The sequence below is a fragment of the Huijunlia imazamoxiresistens genome (assembly GCF_037132455.1).
GTDB classification, from domain to species: domain Bacteria; phylum Bacteroidota; class Bacteroidia; order Chitinophagales; family Chitinophagaceae; genus Flavisolibacter; species Flavisolibacter imazamoxiresistens.
The window spans coordinates 376,025-391,619 of sequence record NZ_JBBBEI010000002.1 but is presented as its reverse complement, the minus strand read 5'-3'; the positions used below and the strand labels follow the sequence as shown (position 1 = coordinate 391,619).

The following is a 15,595-nucleotide window of genomic DNA, read 5'->3' as shown; positions in this document are numbered from 1 at the left end:
ATAAAGTTTGAAAACCCCAACCTAAATTTTTTTACGATGAAGACAATCAGGCAATTTGCCATCATTCTGGCCGCGGTAGGCTTCCTGGCCTCCGGGTGCAGCAGCATGAATCGCTCTCAAAAAGGAGCAGTAATCGGTGCCGCCGGCGGCGGCGCTATTGGCGGTGTCATTGGAAGATCTCTTGGAAATACGGCTATGGGAGCCATTATCGGTGCCGCTGTCGGCGGTACTACCGGCGCAGTGATCGGTCGCAAAATGGACAAGCAGGCTGAAGAAATGAAGAAAGTACTGGGCGATGCCGAAGTAAAACGCGTAGGCGAAGGCATCGTGGTGGAATTCAAGGAAAAAATCCTGTTCGGCTTCAACAGCGCCGACCTCGGCGCCAACTCGCAGAACGGCCTCACCAAGCTGACCGAAGTGCTGCAGCGCTACCCCGATACCAATATCGAAATCATCGGCCATACCGACGATAAAGGTACCGATGCCTACAACCAGACCCTGTCGGAAAAAAGAGCCGCTTCCGTGGCTACCTTCCTGAAAGGCAAAGGTATCAGCAGCGCCCGCATCACCACTCTGGGCAAGGGCGAAAGCGATCCCAAAGTGGCCAACGACACCGATGCCAACCGTGCGGAAAACCGTCGCGTGGAATTTGTGATCACCGCCAACGAGAAAATGGTACAGGAAGCTAAAAAAGAAGCTGGCCAATAAAACCTCAAAACCCATTACGAATCAAAAAGTCGATTTATGAAAAAGCAAATGCTCAGTTTCGCGCTGGCAGCCCTCTGCAGCTCCCCCCTCTTCGCCCAGGAAATGACGGCCAATGCCGGCCGCACCACCTTCGGCATCCGCGCCGGCGTAAACTTCCAGAACATCAACGGTAAAGACGCTGACGACGATAAACTGAAAAATGACCTGCTGACCGCTTTCCATGCAGGTATCAACGTAGAGATCCCCGTGGGTACCGGCACCTATATCCAACCGGGCGCCTTGTATTCGGTTAAAGGCGCCAAATGGGAAAACAAATCGGAAACAAAGATTTCCTATGTTGAAATTCCGGTAAACCTGATCTATAAACCTGTGGTAGGAACCGGGAATATGGTGCTGGGCTTTGGCCCCTATGTCGGTTTTGGAATCAGCGGCAAGCAAAAAGATTCGGATGGTGATGAAATGGACATCAAGTTCACCAATGAATATGAAGTGTCTCTGACCAACCCGCAGCCCCAGTACAGACGTATGGATGCCGGTGCCAACTTCCTGGCGGGTTACGAATTCGCCAACAGGCTGTCCTTCCAGTTAAACGCCCAGTTGGGCCTGACGGACATCAACCCCAAAATCCCCGAGAACCTTGGCGGCGACAATATCAACTTCCGCAACACCGGTTGGGGTATTTCGCTGGGATACCGCTTCTAAGCTTACAGGACCGGGAGGTACTCCCGGCTCCGCTTCCCCTACATAAAGGCCTGGTAACAGGCCTTTATGCTTTTCCCTCCTTCCGGTTCTTTCCCCGCAAGCGCTCCCGGCTTTTCCCAAAACTAGGCATTTACCCCTATCACCTATTCCTTTTTCCCCTTGTATCCCTACCCCCTACCCCTAACTTTTAGTCGTAAAAAAGATTTTTTTTATCGTTATTTTTGATTTGCTTCCTGCTTGCAGGCAATAACGATAAACGCTTACCGGAATATGAAAATGATCTTTTGCCATAGTGCTTTGTCGGAAGCCCCGAAAAACCCCCATTTCCGTTTACCCGAAAGGATCTTCCCGGAACTGGTCCCTCTTTTGAAGAACAAACCTGCTGACCCGCACGCCCCCCGGACCCTCACCCGATGGAAGACCTGCTCCCTTTCCGGCAGCCCCTTTCACAGGCAGCTTTGACCCGACTAAAACCAATGCCCTTAACTGAATTCCCTTATGCCTGCCGCAACGCTTCATATCAAAACAGTACCGCTACGGACCGTGTTTTTCCTCGCCGTCCTGCTGCTCCTGTGCCTGTCGGTCCTGCTCCTGACCCGGATCCACAACATGCACCGGGCCGCCACCCTCGTCAACCAGTCCAACGAGGTGCGCCTGGCCCTGTCGGATATCGTGGGCATGCTGAAAGAAGCCCAGGCCGAACAACGCGGCTTCCTGCTCACCAACGAACCTTCCTACCTCATTAACTACAGGGCCAACAATAAAAGCATCCAGCACCAGCTCCTGTATATCCACTCCCAGGTAGCGGACAATGCCGAACAACAGGCAAACGCCCGGGAGCTGGAAAAGCGGGTCAACCTCCGCCTCCAGGCCCTCGACGAAGTCATCAAGCTGCAGCAGCACAACCACAACGGTGACCGCAGCTTCCGCGAGGCCCTGCACCACAGCCGGCTGACCATGCTGGCGGTGGAAAACGAAATGAGGATCATGGTGGCCCTGGAAGAAAAGCTCCTGAAAGAGCGCACAAAAACCAGCCAACACTATATTTTCACCACCCCCATCTACAGCATCATCCTGACCCTGCTGGCCCTGGCCATCATCATTGCCGCCTTCACCCGCCTCACCCGCCAGCTGAAGCTGTCGGATAAATACCTGCAGCAAAGCAAACTGGCCGAAGAAGAGCAACGCAAGACCAACCGGCTCTTCGCTTATGGCGAACAGGCCGCCCGCCTGGGCTCCTGGAAATGGGATGCCGCCGGCAACGAAGTGCTGTGCTCCGACAACCTGTTCCGCCTGTTCGGCTACGAACCGGACGAACGCGATGCCTTCCGCAAAGACCTGATGGCCCGCATCCTGCCCCACGAACTCGCTTCCGGCGAAGAAAGCCTGCTCCCCCCCGCCCCGGCCTCCTCGGAAGAAAAGCTCGTCAAGGAATTCCGTGCCCAGCGCAAAAACGGCCAGGAACGCTTCTTCCGGGCCGTGAGCTGGTTCTTTAAAAACGAAATGGGCGAAAAAACCGGCATCGGCACCGTACAGGACATTACCGAAGAATTTTTGCTGAAGCAGCAACTGCAGCAACGGACCGAACTGTCGGAAGCCCTCGTGGAAAGCAGCGTCAGCATGATCGCCGTGATCGACACCCAGATGCGCTACACCATCTGGAACAAAGCCTGCGAAGAACAGTTCGGCCTGAAGAAGGATGAAGTGATCGGCCGCCACCTGCTGGAGGTGTTTTCCTTTGTAAAGGAAGATAAACGCTGGGAATATATTCAGGCGGCCCTGCAGGAAGGCCTGGCCACCTACAAAAAAGAGCAGCCCTACATGGAAGGCTGCCGGGTGGCCGAATTCAGCTATATCCCCCTGAAAAACGCCGACGGCAACAGCATGGGCCTGCTGATCATGATCCACGACGTGACCGAAAAGATCCAGGCCAACCTCGAACTGAAGCGGCTGAACCGCGAACTGGAACTTAAGATCACCGCCCTGCGGGAAAGCGAAGCCTTTAACCGCCACATCACCGACATGGCGCCAAATGCCATCTATGTGTTCGACTTCAATACCTTCACCAATGTGTACGCCAACAAACAGGCCCTGCAGATCCACGGCTACAGCGAGGAAGAAGTGGCCCGGCTGGGAAAAAACCTGCTGGAACACATCTACCCGCCCGGCGAAATAACCCACCTGCTGCAAAACCACCAGCGCCTCCAACAGGCAAAGGACGACGACATCTTCGACTTCGAATACCAGATGGTCCATAAAAGCGGCGAAACCCGCTACCAGTTTACCCGCGAAGCGGTGTTCAAACGCAATGCCCGGGGCGAAGTGGAGCAGATCATCGGCGTGGCGGTGGACATTACCGAGCTGAAAAAGGCCCAGGAAAAACTCCTGGAACTGAACCGCGAACTGACCGAACGGAACATCGAGCTGCAGCACTCCAACGAGGAGCTGGCTTCCTTCAACTACATCGCCAGCCATGACCTGCAGGAGCCGCTGCGCAAGATCCAGACCTTCAGCAACTTTATCGAGGAACGCGAGGAAGGCCTGTCGCAGTCGGGCAAAGTGTACCTGAAACGCATGCAGGTGGCCGCCTCCCGCATGCGCAGCCTCATCAGCGACCTGCTGTCCTTTTCCCGGGCCCGCGAAGCCAAGGAACACCAGGGCATCGTGGACCTGAACAGCTCCCTGCAAAACGCCCTGACCACCCTCCACGCGGCCATCGAGGAAAAAGAAGCCCTTATCCAGGCAGACCGCCTGCCGGTGGTGGAAGGCGTGGCCTTCCAGCTGCAGCAGCTGTTTGAAAACCTTATCGGCAACTCCATTAAGTACAGCCAGCCCGGCACGGCCCCCTTTATCCATATCACCTGCGCCCCGGTGGCCCCCGAAAGCGTCCCCACCAAACGGGTCCACTCCGCCACCGCTTATTACCGGATCTCCGTCAGCGACAACGGCATCGGCTTCGAACAGGAATATGCCGACCGCATTTTCGAACTCTTCCAGCGCCTGCATTCCAAGGAAGAATATTCCGGCACCGGCATCGGCCTGGCCATCTGCAAGAAGATCGTGCAAAACCACGGGGGCACCATCCAGGCCCGGTCCGAACCCGGCCAGGGCGCCACCTTCGAAGTGTACCTGCCGGCAGTGGCCGATGGGCAGTTGGCGGTGAACGGGCAGGAAGGAATTGGTTAATTCGGGAATTCGGGAATTGGTTAATTTGTTAATTGGGCATCAGGAGGAGCGGTTGAACCGTCAAGACCCAATATCCCAATTAACCAATTAACCAATCCCTTATTGGCCAAATCCAATACCTTTGCGGCTTTCCTTTGCTATGATAGAATTATCCGTTGTAATTCCGGTAATGAATGAAGAAGAGAATATTCAGCCGTTACTGGAAGCTGTCCGCAGTGCGTTGCACGAGTTTGAATATGAGATCATTCTGGTGGATGACGGTTCTACCGACCGCACCCGCAAGAAGGTCCTGGAGTTTTCCGACGAACGCACCGTGCTGGTGGAACTGCGGAAAAATTACGGCCAGAGCACGGCCATGACCGCCGGCATCGACCATGCCCGCGGCGCGTTCATCGCCATGCTGGACGGCGACCTGCAAAACGATCCCACCGACATTCCCTTTATGCTGGAACTGCTGAAGCGCGAGGACTGGGACGTGGTGGCCGGCAACCGAAAGAACCGCCAGGACGGCGTGGTGCTGCGCAAAATTCCCAGCAAGATCGCCAATACCCTCATCCGCCGCATGACCGGCGTCTATATCAAGGATTACGGCTGTACCCTGAAGGTGTTCCGGCGCGAGATCGCCGAAGACCTGGGCCTGTACGGCGAGCTGCACCGCTTCATTCCCGTGCTGGCCAAGCTCCAGGGCGCCCGCATCACCCAGGTGGATGTCAAGCACCATGCCCGCCGCTTTGGCAAAAGCAAATACGGCATCAACCGCACCTTTAAGGTGATGTCCGACTTGGTGCTGATGGTGTTCCTGCGGCGCTACATCCAAAAGCCCATGCACCTCTTCGGCACCCTGGGCTTCACCTCCTTCGGCCTGGGCCTGATCATCAACCTGTACCTGCTGGTACTGAAGCTCCTCGGGCACGATATCTGGGGTAAACCCATCCTTATCCTGGGCCTGATCTTCCTGCTGGGCGGCATCCAGCTCATTACCCTGGGCATCCTGGCCGAGATCGCCATCCGCACTTATTTTGAGTCGCAGAACAAGAAAACCTACAAGGTACGCCACCTGCACCGCCCCAGGATCGAGGACGCCCATCCCCTGGAGATCACCGTTTAAGCGGAATTTACCTGGAAATGATAAAAAAAGAGGCTGCCTGGAAAAACAGGCAGCCTCTTGTGCTATTCGGTATCCGTTACCGGCAACGGTTAATGCACCAGCACTTCGCGGTTTTGTAAAAACCACTGGTAAAAATGGCGCAGGCCCTCGCGGATGTGGGTATGGGGCTGGTAATTGAGCAAGGCTTTTGCCTTGGAAACATCCGCGTAGGTATGGGGTACGTCGCCCGGCTGCTCGGGCAGGCGGTTGATGATCGCCTTTTTCCCTACGGTTTCCTCGATCGCTTCGATCAGTTCTTTGAGGGAAATGGTATCGCTGTTTCCCAGGTTGATGATCTCGAAGGAGGTCTTGTCGTAATGCAGCGCGCCCAGGATGCCCTGCACGATGTCATCGACATAGGTATAGTCCCTGCTGGTCGATCCGTCGCCGAACATCTTGATCGGCTGCTCGTTGTAGACCGATTTGACGAAGTTGTGAATAGCCAGGTCGGGTCGTTGCGCCGGGCCGTAGACCGTAAAGAAGCGCAGGGCGATAAAGGGCAGGTTGTACAGCTTGTTGTACACGTGTCCGGCCATCTCTCCCGACAGCTTGGTCATGGCGTAGGGGCTGATCGGCTGCAGCTTTTCATCCTCCTGCCAGGGTAAATTCTTATTGACGCCGTAGACACTGCTGGAGGAGGCGAACACAAACTTTTTCACCTTCTTTTCCACTGCCAGGTCCAGCAGCCGCTGGGTGCCGACGATGTTGGTCTGCACATAGGCCATGGGATTTTCGATGCTGGGGCGCACACCGGCGCGGGCGGCCAGGTGGATGATGGCGTCCAGGGGCCCGGGAAGCGCTTCTTCCAGGGAATCCTCCGGCTGATCAAGGTCCAGCTCCAGTAAACGGAAGTTGGGATGGTCCTTGAAAGGAGCAATATTTTCCAGCTTGATGGCGCGTTTATAAAAGGGATCAAAATTATCGATACAGGTAACCCTGACGGACTCGTCTTTCAGCAAAGATTTGATTACATGGCTTCCAATAAATCCTGCTCCCCCGGTAACTAAGTAATGCTTTTGGAATTGGTTCATTTTAAATCTTTTTCAAGTGCGGACAATGTATATACAAAATAAGAAATAAAGGTAGTAGCTCCTAACTTTTGACGCTTTTTCAAGGGCTGGGATCAGGGGAGGACGGGGATAGCCGTCCTGTGCCGTAAAAACGTTTCGATGAGCTTAAATATTATAAAAGGCGAAAAATTGCTGAAAGCCGAAGGATTTCGGATGTCGGATCCCCTTGAAAGGAGTAGGAGTCCTTCTTCTGTGAAGGGTTCCGAAATCCGACATCCGAAATTTCCTTTAGGGGTTGGTGGAAAAAATGCTGGCTTCCTTGACAAACACCCGGCGATTGAGCTTTAACTGCGCGATGATCAATTCGGCAAAATCCTCGGGGTGCATCACCCGTTCGGGATCGCCTTTGATCAGGTCGGCGCTGTAGGCCAGGTCGGTCACCACCGTGCTGGGCGCCAGGGCCGTTACCCGGATATTGTGCTTGCGCACTTCCTGCATCAGGCTTTCGGTAAGGCCGAACACCGCGAACTTGGAGGCGCTGTAGGCGCTGGTTTGGGCGGCACCGGTTTTACCGGCCGTGGAGGAAATATTGATGATATCGCCGGTCTGCCGTTCGATCATTTGGGGCAGCACGGCACGGGTGGTATAATAAACGCCGAACACGTTGATCTTTATCTGGGCTTCCCACACTTCGGGCTCCAGTTCCAGGAATTTTCCAAAAGTGCCGGTACCGGCATTGTTGACCAGGATGTCGATGGCGCCCAGCTCGCTTTTGAGCTTTTCCACGGCGCTTTCCACTTCGGCCCGGTTGCTCACGTCGGCCGTGGCATAAGCGGCCTTCACGCCCTTTTCTATGGCTTCCCGGGCCACTGCCTGCAGTTCCTTTTCCGTACGGGCAATGAGGCCCACGTGGACGCCTTCGGCGGCCAGCGCCAGCACGATGGCCCTGCCGATGCCTTTGCCGGCGCCGGTAACGATAGCGATCTTACCTTGTAATGATTGCATAACCTGTCTGTTTGTCTATGGGGTTCAAAAATTAAAGAAAATAGAAAGTGGTCCGGATCAGCACAAAATCTGTTCCAGTGCCGGCTGAAGGGAAGAATATGCAAATTTAAAGCCCCGCTTTTGCAGGCGGTCGGGCAACACCCACCGGCTTTTCAGGATCAATTCGGTTTCCGTACCAATGAACACGGCACCTATTTCCAGCAGCCAGGCCGGGGCCGGCAAACCGATGTTCCGGTGCAGCGCCTGTCGGAGGGAGCGCATGAAGGAGGCATTGGTGACCGGTTCGGGAGCGGAACAATTGAAGACGCCTTCCAGTTCCTCCTGTTCCACCAGGAAGCGAATGATCCGGTACAGGTCCTCGATATGGATCCAGCTGACCATTTGACGGCCCGATCCCTGCTTCCCGCCCAGCCCCAGGCAGGCCAGTGTTTTCAGCGGTTGCAGGGCGCCTCCCCTGCCCAAAACGATGGCCGTACGTAAAGCGATCTGGCGGGTTTGGGGCAAAGCAAAGCCGAAGAACGCCTGCTCCCATTCCCGGGCCACCTGTACGGAAAAGCCCGTTCCTGTTTCGCCCTCCGCTTCCGTCATGGGCCGGTCTTCTGCATGGCGGTAGATGGTGGCGGTACTGGAATTGATCCAAAGTTTCGGCGGATGCGGGCAGGCGGCGATGGCGGTCCCCAGTGCCCTTGTCGTTTCCACCCGTGACTGCAGAATTTCGCGTTTGTTCTTTTCCGTATACCGGCAGTTGACGGATTTGCCAGCGAGGTTAATGACCACATCAGCACGATCCAGGGTATTGATGATGCCTTGCTGGTCGCCCCAATGAACATTGCCGGCCTTCCGCGAAAGGATCACTACCTCATTGCCTTCGGAGCGGAACCGGGACGCCAGGAATTGTCCCAGGAAACCGGTGCCGCCGGCTATAACGATCTTGGACATGCGCAGTTATTTTAAAGTTGAAGAAAACACCCTTGAAGCTTTCGGGAAATGAATGACCGGTGTATTACCTGGGTGCATTTGCCCCATCCCAGGTCCGTTGCCGGGCGGCTCTTTTGCCTCTGAAAAACAGGTAGAGATTAAAGAACAGCATCACGCCCAGGTAAATGCTGAATCCGCCGATCTTCGAGCTTAAAACCTCGATGGTATCCTGCATGCCTGTAAGCGGGTTGTAGATTTCCAGGATGTACAGGGCAAAGCCGATGTTCAGCAAATAAAAGCCGATCTTGAAAAGGGAATTGGTGGCCCTGGCAATTTCTTCCCGCCCGAAAAAAATATCCCGCATGAAGACCATCCCGTTTTTGAACAAATTTTCCGCGACGATCCAGGTTAATACGAGTGCTACGGGGAGGTAAATAAAGTAGGCGGCTACGATGTACGCATTGCTCATAAGTGAAACGATTTATGGGTTATGGAAAATAATTTCGAGCGGGAGAGCAGGTAGATGGCCACCATATTGAAGTAATGGGTGCCTGCCAGGATCAGGATCAGCGTCCCCATGTTGGCCGCCAGGCTGGAAAACAGCCCTTCCAAAGAATCGATCTTTTGCCAGTGCTGCAGCTTGGTGAAGGCATAGCCGATGTTGAACAGGTAATAGGCCACCAGCAACAGCTTGTTGATTGGATCGCCCAGTGCCGTATTCTGGGCCAGGAGGGAATGGCAAAAGACCCGGCCGTTGGTGAAAAAGTATTTTCCGGCAACAACGATGATGACGACCATCAGGACCAAAAAGATGATATAGGCGCCAATGTTATAGTTCATGTCATGAGAACATTTTCAGGAGCTTGAACAATAGCTCTCCTTTCGGAGAGGAAAAGAGCTTGTCGGCCAGGCTGCCCAGCTGGTGGGTAAAGGCATTGAGGTCTTCCATCTGCCGGGCAAATTCCTTTTCTTCCTCTGTTTTAGCGGTCTGCTTGCTGCCGGCTATTTCCTTGAGCAGGTCGAGCACCGGGTTCAGTTCGCGCTGCTTGCGGACGCCGGCGATCTTCAGCGCCCATTTCCAGACATCCTTTTCCGCGATAAAATATTCCTTACGGTCACCAGCAACCGATTTTTTATAGATGATGCCCCAGTCCAGCAGCTGGCGTATGCTCATGTTGGCATTGCCCCGGGAGATCTTCAGTTCTTCCATGATGGCATCCGTCGTCAGGGGCTCGGGAGAGGTCAGCAGCAGTGCCTGGACTTGTGCAATGGAGCGGTTAATGCCCCACTGGCTTCCGAGCGTACCCCAGGTTTCGATGAACTTGCCCTTGGCTTCCGAATAATTCATACACAAAGGTTAACTAATTTTATTGAATTTTCAATACTTACTGAAAATTTAATTTTAGAAGAAACAAAAATGAGCGCTGTCATCAAAGGCGGGTAATGCGGCCTTTTCAGCAGCTGCCCGGCGCCTGTACCTGCCGGGCCTATTGCATCCCAGGCAAATTGAAGTATATTTATGCCTGCTCTTTATTACTGATCCATTTTGGAAGCGGAACCATATGCCCCCTGTTTACCCCACATCCCTGATACGGATCTTCTCCTGGGTCATCATTGCTATTGCCGTGATAGTGCTGATCGGATGGCAATTCGACATTGTTGTATTTAAATCCATTCTCCCCTCCTATGTCCCCATGAACCCCTCTACGGCTATGTGCTTTATGGCGTTGAGCTCCTGGCAGTTGCTTTACCTGCACCAGCTGCGGAGCCCGGGTAGGCTGGTGAAGGGCATCATGCTGGCCTTATTGATTTTCGTGTTGCTCATCAGCGGCCTCCGGCTCCTGGATATCCTCACCGGAAGGGAGCACCAGGCAAAAGACCTGGTGCATGGCCTGCAACAGCGCTACGGCCTGATTTCGCCGATCACCGCTTTTTTATTTGTTACCTTAAGCCTGGCCCTGGGGATGAACGCCTGGCTGAAGCGCATCAGGAACCTGATCCTCCTGTTCATTACCCCCGTCTTTTTGCTTTCGTTCATTTCCTTTTTTGGCTATTTAATCGGCAACAACGACCTGCTGACGATAAAGCCCTTCCGGCCCATGGCCCTGCATACCACGGTTTGCTTTATGGCAATAGCCGCCGCACTGGTGCTGTTATTTCCGAAAAACATCGTCACGCAAATGCTGTTGAGCCAGGATTCCGGGGGGTATGTCTTCCGAAGACTGCTCTTCTATATCGTCGTTGTGCCCCTGGTGCTGGGTTTGCTGAGCTATCACGGCGAACAGCTGGGTCTTTATGATCCGGGGTTTGAGTCGGCGATCACGGTGGTAGGCTTATTGTTCACCTTTTTGGTCGTAGCGCTGCAGCTGTCCCGCAGGCTAAGCTTCACCGATCAACAGCGAAGAGCCGCGGAAAACCAGGTGAGCCAGCATGCCGAAGAAGTGGAAGCCGCCAACCGCCAACTGGAAGTGCGCAACAGGGAACTGGAGCAGTTCACCTTTGTTTCCAATCATGACCTCCAGGAGCCGCTCCGGAAAATTCTTCTTTTTGCAGAGATGATCAAGGCGGATCACCGGGACCGGCTCCCGGAAGCGACGGAAAGAAAACTGAAAAAGATTGAAAGCGCTGCCCAGCACATGAGAACCGTACTGGGCAATGTATTGGAATTCGTCAATCTCCAGGAAGGGGAGCCCTTTACGTTCGTGGACCTGAACCACGTGTTCGCTGCGGTGCAAACCGCCCTGGAAGAGGTGATCCGGGAAAAAGGCGCCCATATACAGGCAGATGCCCTACCCCGGATCACCGCCGCCCCTTCCCAGATGCACCAGTTGTTTTATCACCTGCTGAGCAATGCCCTGAAGTTTTCCAAGGACGGCCAGCCGCCCCGGGTCCGCATCACCTGCAAGCTGCTGGTGGCGGCGGAAGCATTGCAGCAGGAGGGCGTGGATCCGAATAAAAAGCACTACGAGATCGCCTTCCTGGACGAGGGGATTGGCTTCGAGCCGGAAGCGGCGAATAAGATCTTTGTCATGTTCCAGCGCCTGCACGGCAGGGAGACCTATCCGGGGACGGGCATCGGTTTAGCCGTTTGCAAAAAGGTGGTGCAGCACCATAACGGAAGGATATGGGCCGAGAGCAAGCCGGGCGATGGCGCCGCCTTCCGGATACTGTTGCCGGCCGATCCGTAACCCAACGGTCAGTAGTAACCGATAATATAAAGGATAATTAAATTCAAGCAAAAACGTACATGCAGGAGCATAAAAAAAGAGCGACGTTATTCACGTCGCTCTAATTCTTTTGTCGGGAAGACAGGATTCGAACCTGCGACCCCCTGGTCCCAAACCAGGTGCGCTACCGGCCTGCGCTACTTCCCGTAAGTACCATGTCCTCGCTACCGGCTTTGCGCTAATCTGCGGGATCCAAAAAAGGAAGTTGCGGTGAGGGAGGGATTCGAACCCTCGGTACGGCTTTTAAGGCCGTACGACGGTTTAGCAAACCGTTGATTTCAGCCACTCATCCACCTCACCGTTACTCTGTCTTTCCTTTTTACCGTAGCGACTTGTTCGCTATGGGGTTGCAAAAATAGGATTTAGTTTGAAACCACAAAACTTTTGAAAAAAAAACTCGAAATTTTTTTTTCGAGCTTTTTCCCGGCCTAAACGGCCTCCTATTTAAAGAGCTTACATAGCAGCCAGCTGCACCTTCTGCTGCAGTTCCATGACGTTGTCACGGAAAACATTGTCGGTATCCATGAGGTCCTTTACCGTCTGGCAGGAGTGGATAACGGTGGTATGGTCCCTGCCGCCGAAGTGTTCGCCAATCGTCTTAAGCGAGTTCTTCGTAAAGGCTTTTGCCAGGTACATCGTGATCTGGCGGGCCTGCACCACTTCGCGCTTGCGCGTCTTTTGCAGCAGCTTGTCGTACGGCACATCGTAGTAGTCGCAAACCATCTTCTGGATGGTCTCGATAGTGATCTCCTTGCTGGAAGATTTTACAAAGTTGCGCAGCACTTTCTTCGCCAGCTCCAGATCAATCTCCCTGCGGTTGAGGGAGGACTGTGCCAGCAGCGAGATCAGCGCACCTTCCAGTTCGCGTACGTTACTGTTAATATTATAAGCGATATACTTTACTACCTCTTTGGGCATTTCCAGTCCATCGTTCTTCATCTTCCGCTCCAGGATCTCGATACGCGTATCGTAGTCGGGGATCTGGATGTCGGCGCTCAGGCCCCAGCGGAAGCGGCTCAGCAAACGCTCCTGCACTCCTTCCAGGTCCTTGGGCGATTTATCGGAGGTCAGCACCAGCTGCTTGCCCGACTGGTGCAGGTGGTTGAAGATGGCAAAGAAGGCATCCTGCGACTTCTCCGCCCGGTTAAAGAACTGCACATCATCAATGATCAGCACGTCCACCAGTTGGTAGAAATGAATGAAGTCGTTGATGGCATTGTTGCGGCTGTGATCGACGAACTGGTTGATGAATTTTTCCGAGCTCACATACAGCACCACCTTGTTGGGATGCAGGCGCTTCACCTCGTTGCCGATGGCTTGTCCCAGGTGGGTTTTTCCCAGGCCCACGGCACCGTAGATCACCAGCGGGTTGAAGGAGTTGGCACCGGGCTTTTCGGCTACTGTTTTACCGGCACGGCGGGCTACCCGGTTGCAATCGCCCTCGATAAAGGAATCCAAAGTATAGATCGGGTTCAGCTGCGGATCGATGTGCATCTTCTTCAGACCCGGAATGACGAACGGATTCTTTACCGGTGTATTAATGATCAGGGGAAAATCCATTTCGTTATTGGAAAAGGATTTGTATCCATGCGCCGGAACATCCACCGTAACAGGCTTGTTGTAATTATTGCCCCCGTCCACCATGATACGATACTCCAGGCGGGCATCTTTGCCCAGCTCGCGCTTCAGGGTCTTGGCCAGCAGGTTCACATAGTGTTCTTCCAAGTATTCATAGAAGAACTGGCTGGGCACCTGGATGATGAGGATATTCTCTTTTAAGGAAACCGGCTTGATGGGCTCGAACCAGGTTTTGAAATGCTGCCACTCTACAATATCTTTTATTATAGATAAACAATTCGTCCAAACTTGGTCGGCATTCTTCTCCATTTACGTCTTACTGTTTATTGTTTAAATAATAAATATTTCCTGGATTATCTTATTCACAGCCTGTGAATAAAAAGATTTGTTGGGGACAGGGGAGCGAATTTCTATAAAAGAAAATGAAAAAAAATTTTTTCTTAACCTTCTATTTTTGTACTTGATATCAACAGCGAACAGAACAAATTTTTCACCATTCGGAGCGCAAAAAATACCGTTAAATAGTTTGTCCTGTTTTATCCCCACTTCTCCCCTTTTGCCTGTATAAAACTTTTTTGGTGGATTGTCCATAAAAAAAAGTTATCAAGACCGTGAACAATAAAAACAGCCGGATGATGATATGCCTGTATATAGGACCGACCGCTGTACGTAAGTCCGGAAGAGGAAAACAACACTCATAACGACCCTGTAACACACTCATCCATTCGCCTCTTGCATTACTATTAATTCCGCTATGAACCGGGACCGGCAAACTAAGCCATTACTGCAGATTGAATGATCCGGAAATTACCAGCAGATTTTAAGCCATTTTTTAGAAATGATTTTATACACATTGCACCGTTTTCCACAGGTACGCCAGCACAGCCTGCTCTACCCGCCCAAACTGCCGGCCTTAAAAGAAATCCACAACAACAAGGGCAAGGGCCAGATTGTCATACAGGCCAATCCGTCATAACATCGATACGCAAAACACAGGATGATGACATGCACCTGCATGATCCCCGCCCTGCATGCTTGCTGCCGCATATACCGTTTATCCATATACGCAGCAAACCACCTGCAGTCAGGCTATCGAACGATTGCACAGGCACAGCTCCGCTACCGGCGCATCGATAAAAAATTTAATTGTTTGTATGACACCAAAAAATTTGCGTTCGTACCAACGAAAAGAGGCGGACCTGCGGTCCGCCTCTTTGTATACGTGTATGGATAACAATTAATTTACCGGTACTGCCCTTCGCTGCTTTCAGGGCCCTTATCCCTAGCGGATGTCGCTGGCCTGCGGCAGGGGCAGGTTCAGCCCCAGCAGGTCAAAGTAATGCGTCTTTACGGCATTGAAGAACCAGACCACGTCGAAGATGCACCGGTGGCCGTGGGTATCGGCCAGCTTAAACACCAGCAGGTACAGCAGGCCTACGCCCTCGCGGTCGCTGATCTTGTCGTTGAGCTCCCGCCAGCGGGCAAAGCTGGGCATCTGGCCGGTTTGCCGCCACTCCTTGTACAGGCCGTAGGAAACGTCATGCTCCTCGATCAGGGCATAGATGCGCCTTTTCTCCCCGGCGCTCAGCGAAGGCTCGTCACCCAGGATGTCCATGGCGGCAAAAACGCTGACGATCGCATGCTGCTTGCAGGTTAAATACTTGTGTACCGGGTGCAGCACCAGCTTCGTCTTATCATCCTCGATCTTGCCCAGGTCGTGCAGCAGCGAGACGAGCTTCAACTCCTCCCGCACCTGGGCCTTGTCCATCCCCAGCAGGGGGAACAACCCGAACAGCTCGGCCAGGAAGGGACTTTGCCGGTTGCTGAAAATCTTCCGGGTCTTGGCCGTGACGGCATTCAGGTGGTCGGCAAGCATCACACCACTGGCAGCCGAAAAATGACTGTCCACGCAGTGCCCGGCCCGCACCCACCAGGAAGACTGCCGGATTTTTTCCGATAGCCGCGTATCCCGGGAGAGGAGGTTGCGGTAATGCGTTTTCTGGTAGCCGGGTTGCAGGTTTGCCATGTATAATATTAGATTTGTTTTGTTTACAAATACCAACAGCCCAATTGGAACCAGTTAGTTCCGCCTGATCTTTAAAACGTCCGGTGAA

The 15,595-nt window shown here is 53.4% G+C and carries 14 protein-coding genes and 2 tRNA genes; 5 read left to right on the top strand and 11 right to left on the bottom strand.

Features of this window, described 5'->3' with window-relative positions:
* Window positions 1-36 precede the first annotated feature (36 nt).
* The 4 genes from V9K67_RS03470 to V9K67_RS03455 all read left to right on the top strand — a co-directional run bounded on the left by V9K67_RS03470 (window position 37) and on the right by V9K67_RS03455 (window position 5,704).
* Entirely contained in the window at window positions 37-708 is a 672-nt protein-coding gene (locus V9K67_RS03470; RefSeq protein WP_336720121.1) for a YiaD family glycine zipper/OmpA-like lipoprotein, read from the top strand.
* A 36-nt stretch (window positions 709-744) separates the two neighbouring features.
* Window positions 745-1,410, top strand: a complete 666-nt coding sequence (locus tag V9K67_RS03465) for a porin family protein (RefSeq protein WP_336720119.1) — start codon at window positions 745-747, stop codon at window positions 1,408-1,410.
* Window positions 1,411-1,908: 498 nt separating this feature from the next.
* On the top strand, window positions 1,909-4,596 hold the full coding sequence (locus V9K67_RS03460) for a PAS domain S-box protein (RefSeq protein ID WP_336720118.1): 2,688 nt from the start codon (window positions 1,909-1,911) through the stop codon (window positions 4,594-4,596).
* Between the two features lie 139 nt (window positions 4,597-4,735).
* Window positions 4,736-5,704 (top strand): glycosyltransferase family 2 protein, encoded by a 969-nt coding sequence (locus tag V9K67_RS03455; RefSeq protein ID WP_336720117.1) that lies wholly within the window; start codon window positions 4,736-4,738, stop codon window positions 5,702-5,704.
* A gap of 89 nt (window positions 5,705-5,793) precedes the next feature.
* On the opposite strand, the gene V9K67_RS03450 is transcribed toward V9K67_RS03455, so the two are convergent.
* The 6 genes from V9K67_RS03450 to V9K67_RS03425 form a co-directional block, all read right to left on the bottom strand.
* Entirely contained in the window at window positions 5,794-6,774 is a 981-nt protein-coding gene (locus V9K67_RS03450) for a GDP-mannose 4,6-dehydratase (RefSeq protein ID WP_336720116.1), read from the bottom strand.
* A gap of 267 nt (window positions 6,775-7,041) precedes the next feature.
* Window positions 7,042-7,758, bottom strand: a complete 717-nt coding sequence (locus tag V9K67_RS03445) for a 3-ketoacyl-ACP reductase (protein ID WP_336720114.1) — start codon at window positions 7,756-7,758, stop codon at window positions 7,042-7,044.
* Between the two features lie 57 nt (window positions 7,759-7,815).
* Entirely contained in the window at window positions 7,816-8,697 is an 882-nt protein-coding gene (locus tag V9K67_RS03440; RefSeq protein ID WP_336720113.1) for a TIGR01777 family oxidoreductase, read from the bottom strand.
* A gap of 64 nt (window positions 8,698-8,761) precedes the next feature.
* Window positions 8,762-9,145, bottom strand: coding sequence for a hypothetical protein (locus tag V9K67_RS03435; protein ID WP_336720112.1), 384 nt, complete (start codon window positions 9,143-9,145; stop codon window positions 8,762-8,764).
* Window positions 9,142-9,516: a hypothetical protein gene (locus tag V9K67_RS03430; protein ID WP_336720111.1), complete on the bottom strand. Its 375-nt coding sequence runs from the start codon at window positions 9,514-9,516 to the stop codon at window positions 9,142-9,144. The genes V9K67_RS03435 and V9K67_RS03430 overlap by 4 nt, the downstream gene beginning before the upstream one ends.
* A gap of 1 nt (window position 9,517) precedes the next feature.
* A complete protein-coding gene (locus V9K67_RS03425; protein WP_336720110.1) occupies window positions 9,518-10,024 on the bottom strand; it encodes a GbsR/MarR family transcriptional regulator in 507 nt (168 codons plus the stop codon).
* A 214-nt stretch (window positions 10,025-10,238) separates the two neighbouring features.
* Between V9K67_RS03425 and V9K67_RS03420 the strand changes: the two genes are divergently transcribed.
* Window positions 10,239-11,864, top strand: coding sequence for a sensor histidine kinase (locus tag V9K67_RS03420; protein ID WP_336720109.1), 1,626 nt, complete (start codon window positions 10,239-10,241; stop codon window positions 11,862-11,864).
* A gap of 112 nt (window positions 11,865-11,976) precedes the next feature.
* On the opposite strand, the gene V9K67_RS03415 is transcribed toward V9K67_RS03420, so the two are convergent.
* The 5 genes from V9K67_RS03415 to V9K67_RS03395 all read right to left on the bottom strand — a co-directional run bounded on the left by V9K67_RS03415 (window position 11,977) and on the right by V9K67_RS03395 (window position 15,507).
* Window positions 11,977-12,050 (bottom strand) — tRNA-Pro (locus V9K67_RS03415).
* Window positions 12,051-12,111: 61 nt separating this feature from the next.
* Window positions 12,112-12,203 (bottom strand) — tRNA-Ser (locus V9K67_RS03410).
* 153 nt (window positions 12,204-12,356) lie between these two features.
* On the bottom strand, window positions 12,357-13,790 hold the full coding sequence (gene dnaA / locus V9K67_RS03405; RefSeq protein ID WP_336720108.1) for a chromosomal replication initiator protein DnaA: 1,434 nt from the start codon (window positions 13,788-13,790) through the stop codon (window positions 12,357-12,359).
* Window positions 13,791-13,811: 21 nt separating this feature from the next.
* A complete protein-coding gene (locus V9K67_RS03400) occupies window positions 13,812-14,072 on the bottom strand; it encodes a hypothetical protein (protein WP_336720105.1) in 261 nt (86 codons plus the stop codon).
* Between the two features lie 691 nt (window positions 14,073-14,763).
* Window positions 14,764-15,507, bottom strand: coding sequence for a hypothetical protein (locus V9K67_RS03395; RefSeq protein ID WP_336720104.1), 744 nt, complete (start codon window positions 15,505-15,507; stop codon window positions 14,764-14,766).
* Window positions 15,508-15,595: the final 88 nt, after the last annotated feature.

Coding starts and splice junctions, on each gene's coding strand:
- V9K67_RS03470 (WP_336720121.1), top strand. CDS start 37: ATGAAGACAATCAGGCAATTTGCCATCATTCTGGCCGCGGTAGGCTTC.
- V9K67_RS03465 (WP_336720119.1), top strand. CDS start 745: ATGAAAAAGCAAATGCTCAGTTTCGCGCTGGCAGCCCTCTGCAGCTCC.
- V9K67_RS03460 (WP_336720118.1), top strand. CDS start 1,909: ATGCCTGCCGCAACGCTTCATATCAAAACAGTACCGCTACGGACCGTG.
- V9K67_RS03455 (WP_336720117.1), top strand. CDS start 4,736: ATGATAGAATTATCCGTTGTAATTCCGGTAATGAATGAAGAAGAGAAT.
- V9K67_RS03450 (WP_336720116.1), bottom strand. CDS start 6,774: ATGAACCAATTCCAAAAGCATTACTTAGTTACCGGGGGAGCAGGATTT.
- V9K67_RS03445 (WP_336720114.1), bottom strand. CDS start 7,758: ATGCAATCATTACAAGGTAAGATCGCTATCGTTACCGGCGCCGGCAAA.
- V9K67_RS03440 (WP_336720113.1), bottom strand. CDS start 8,697: ATGTCCAAGATCGTTATAGCCGGCGGCACCGGTTTCCTGGGACAATTC.
- V9K67_RS03435 (WP_336720112.1), bottom strand. CDS start 9,145: ATGAGCAATGCGTACATCGTAGCCGCCTACTTTATTTACCTCCCCGTA.
- V9K67_RS03430 (WP_336720111.1), bottom strand. CDS start 9,516: ATGAACTATAACATTGGCGCCTATATCATCTTTTTGGTCCTGATGGTC.
- V9K67_RS03425 (WP_336720110.1), bottom strand. CDS start 10,024: ATGAATTATTCGGAAGCCAAGGGCAAGTTCATCGAAACCTGGGGTACG.
- V9K67_RS03420 (WP_336720109.1), top strand. CDS start 10,239: ATGCCCCCTGTTTACCCCACATCCCTGATACGGATCTTCTCCTGGGTC.
- dnaA (WP_336720108.1), bottom strand. CDS start 13,790: ATGGAGAAGAATGCCGACCAAGTTTGGACGAATTGTTTATCTATAATA.
- V9K67_RS03400 (WP_336720105.1), bottom strand. CDS start 14,072: ATGGACAATCCACCAAAAAAGTTTTATACAGGCAAAAGGGGAGAAGTG.
- V9K67_RS03395 (WP_336720104.1), bottom strand. CDS start 15,507: ATGGCAAACCTGCAACCCGGCTACCAGAAAACGCATTACCGCAACCTC.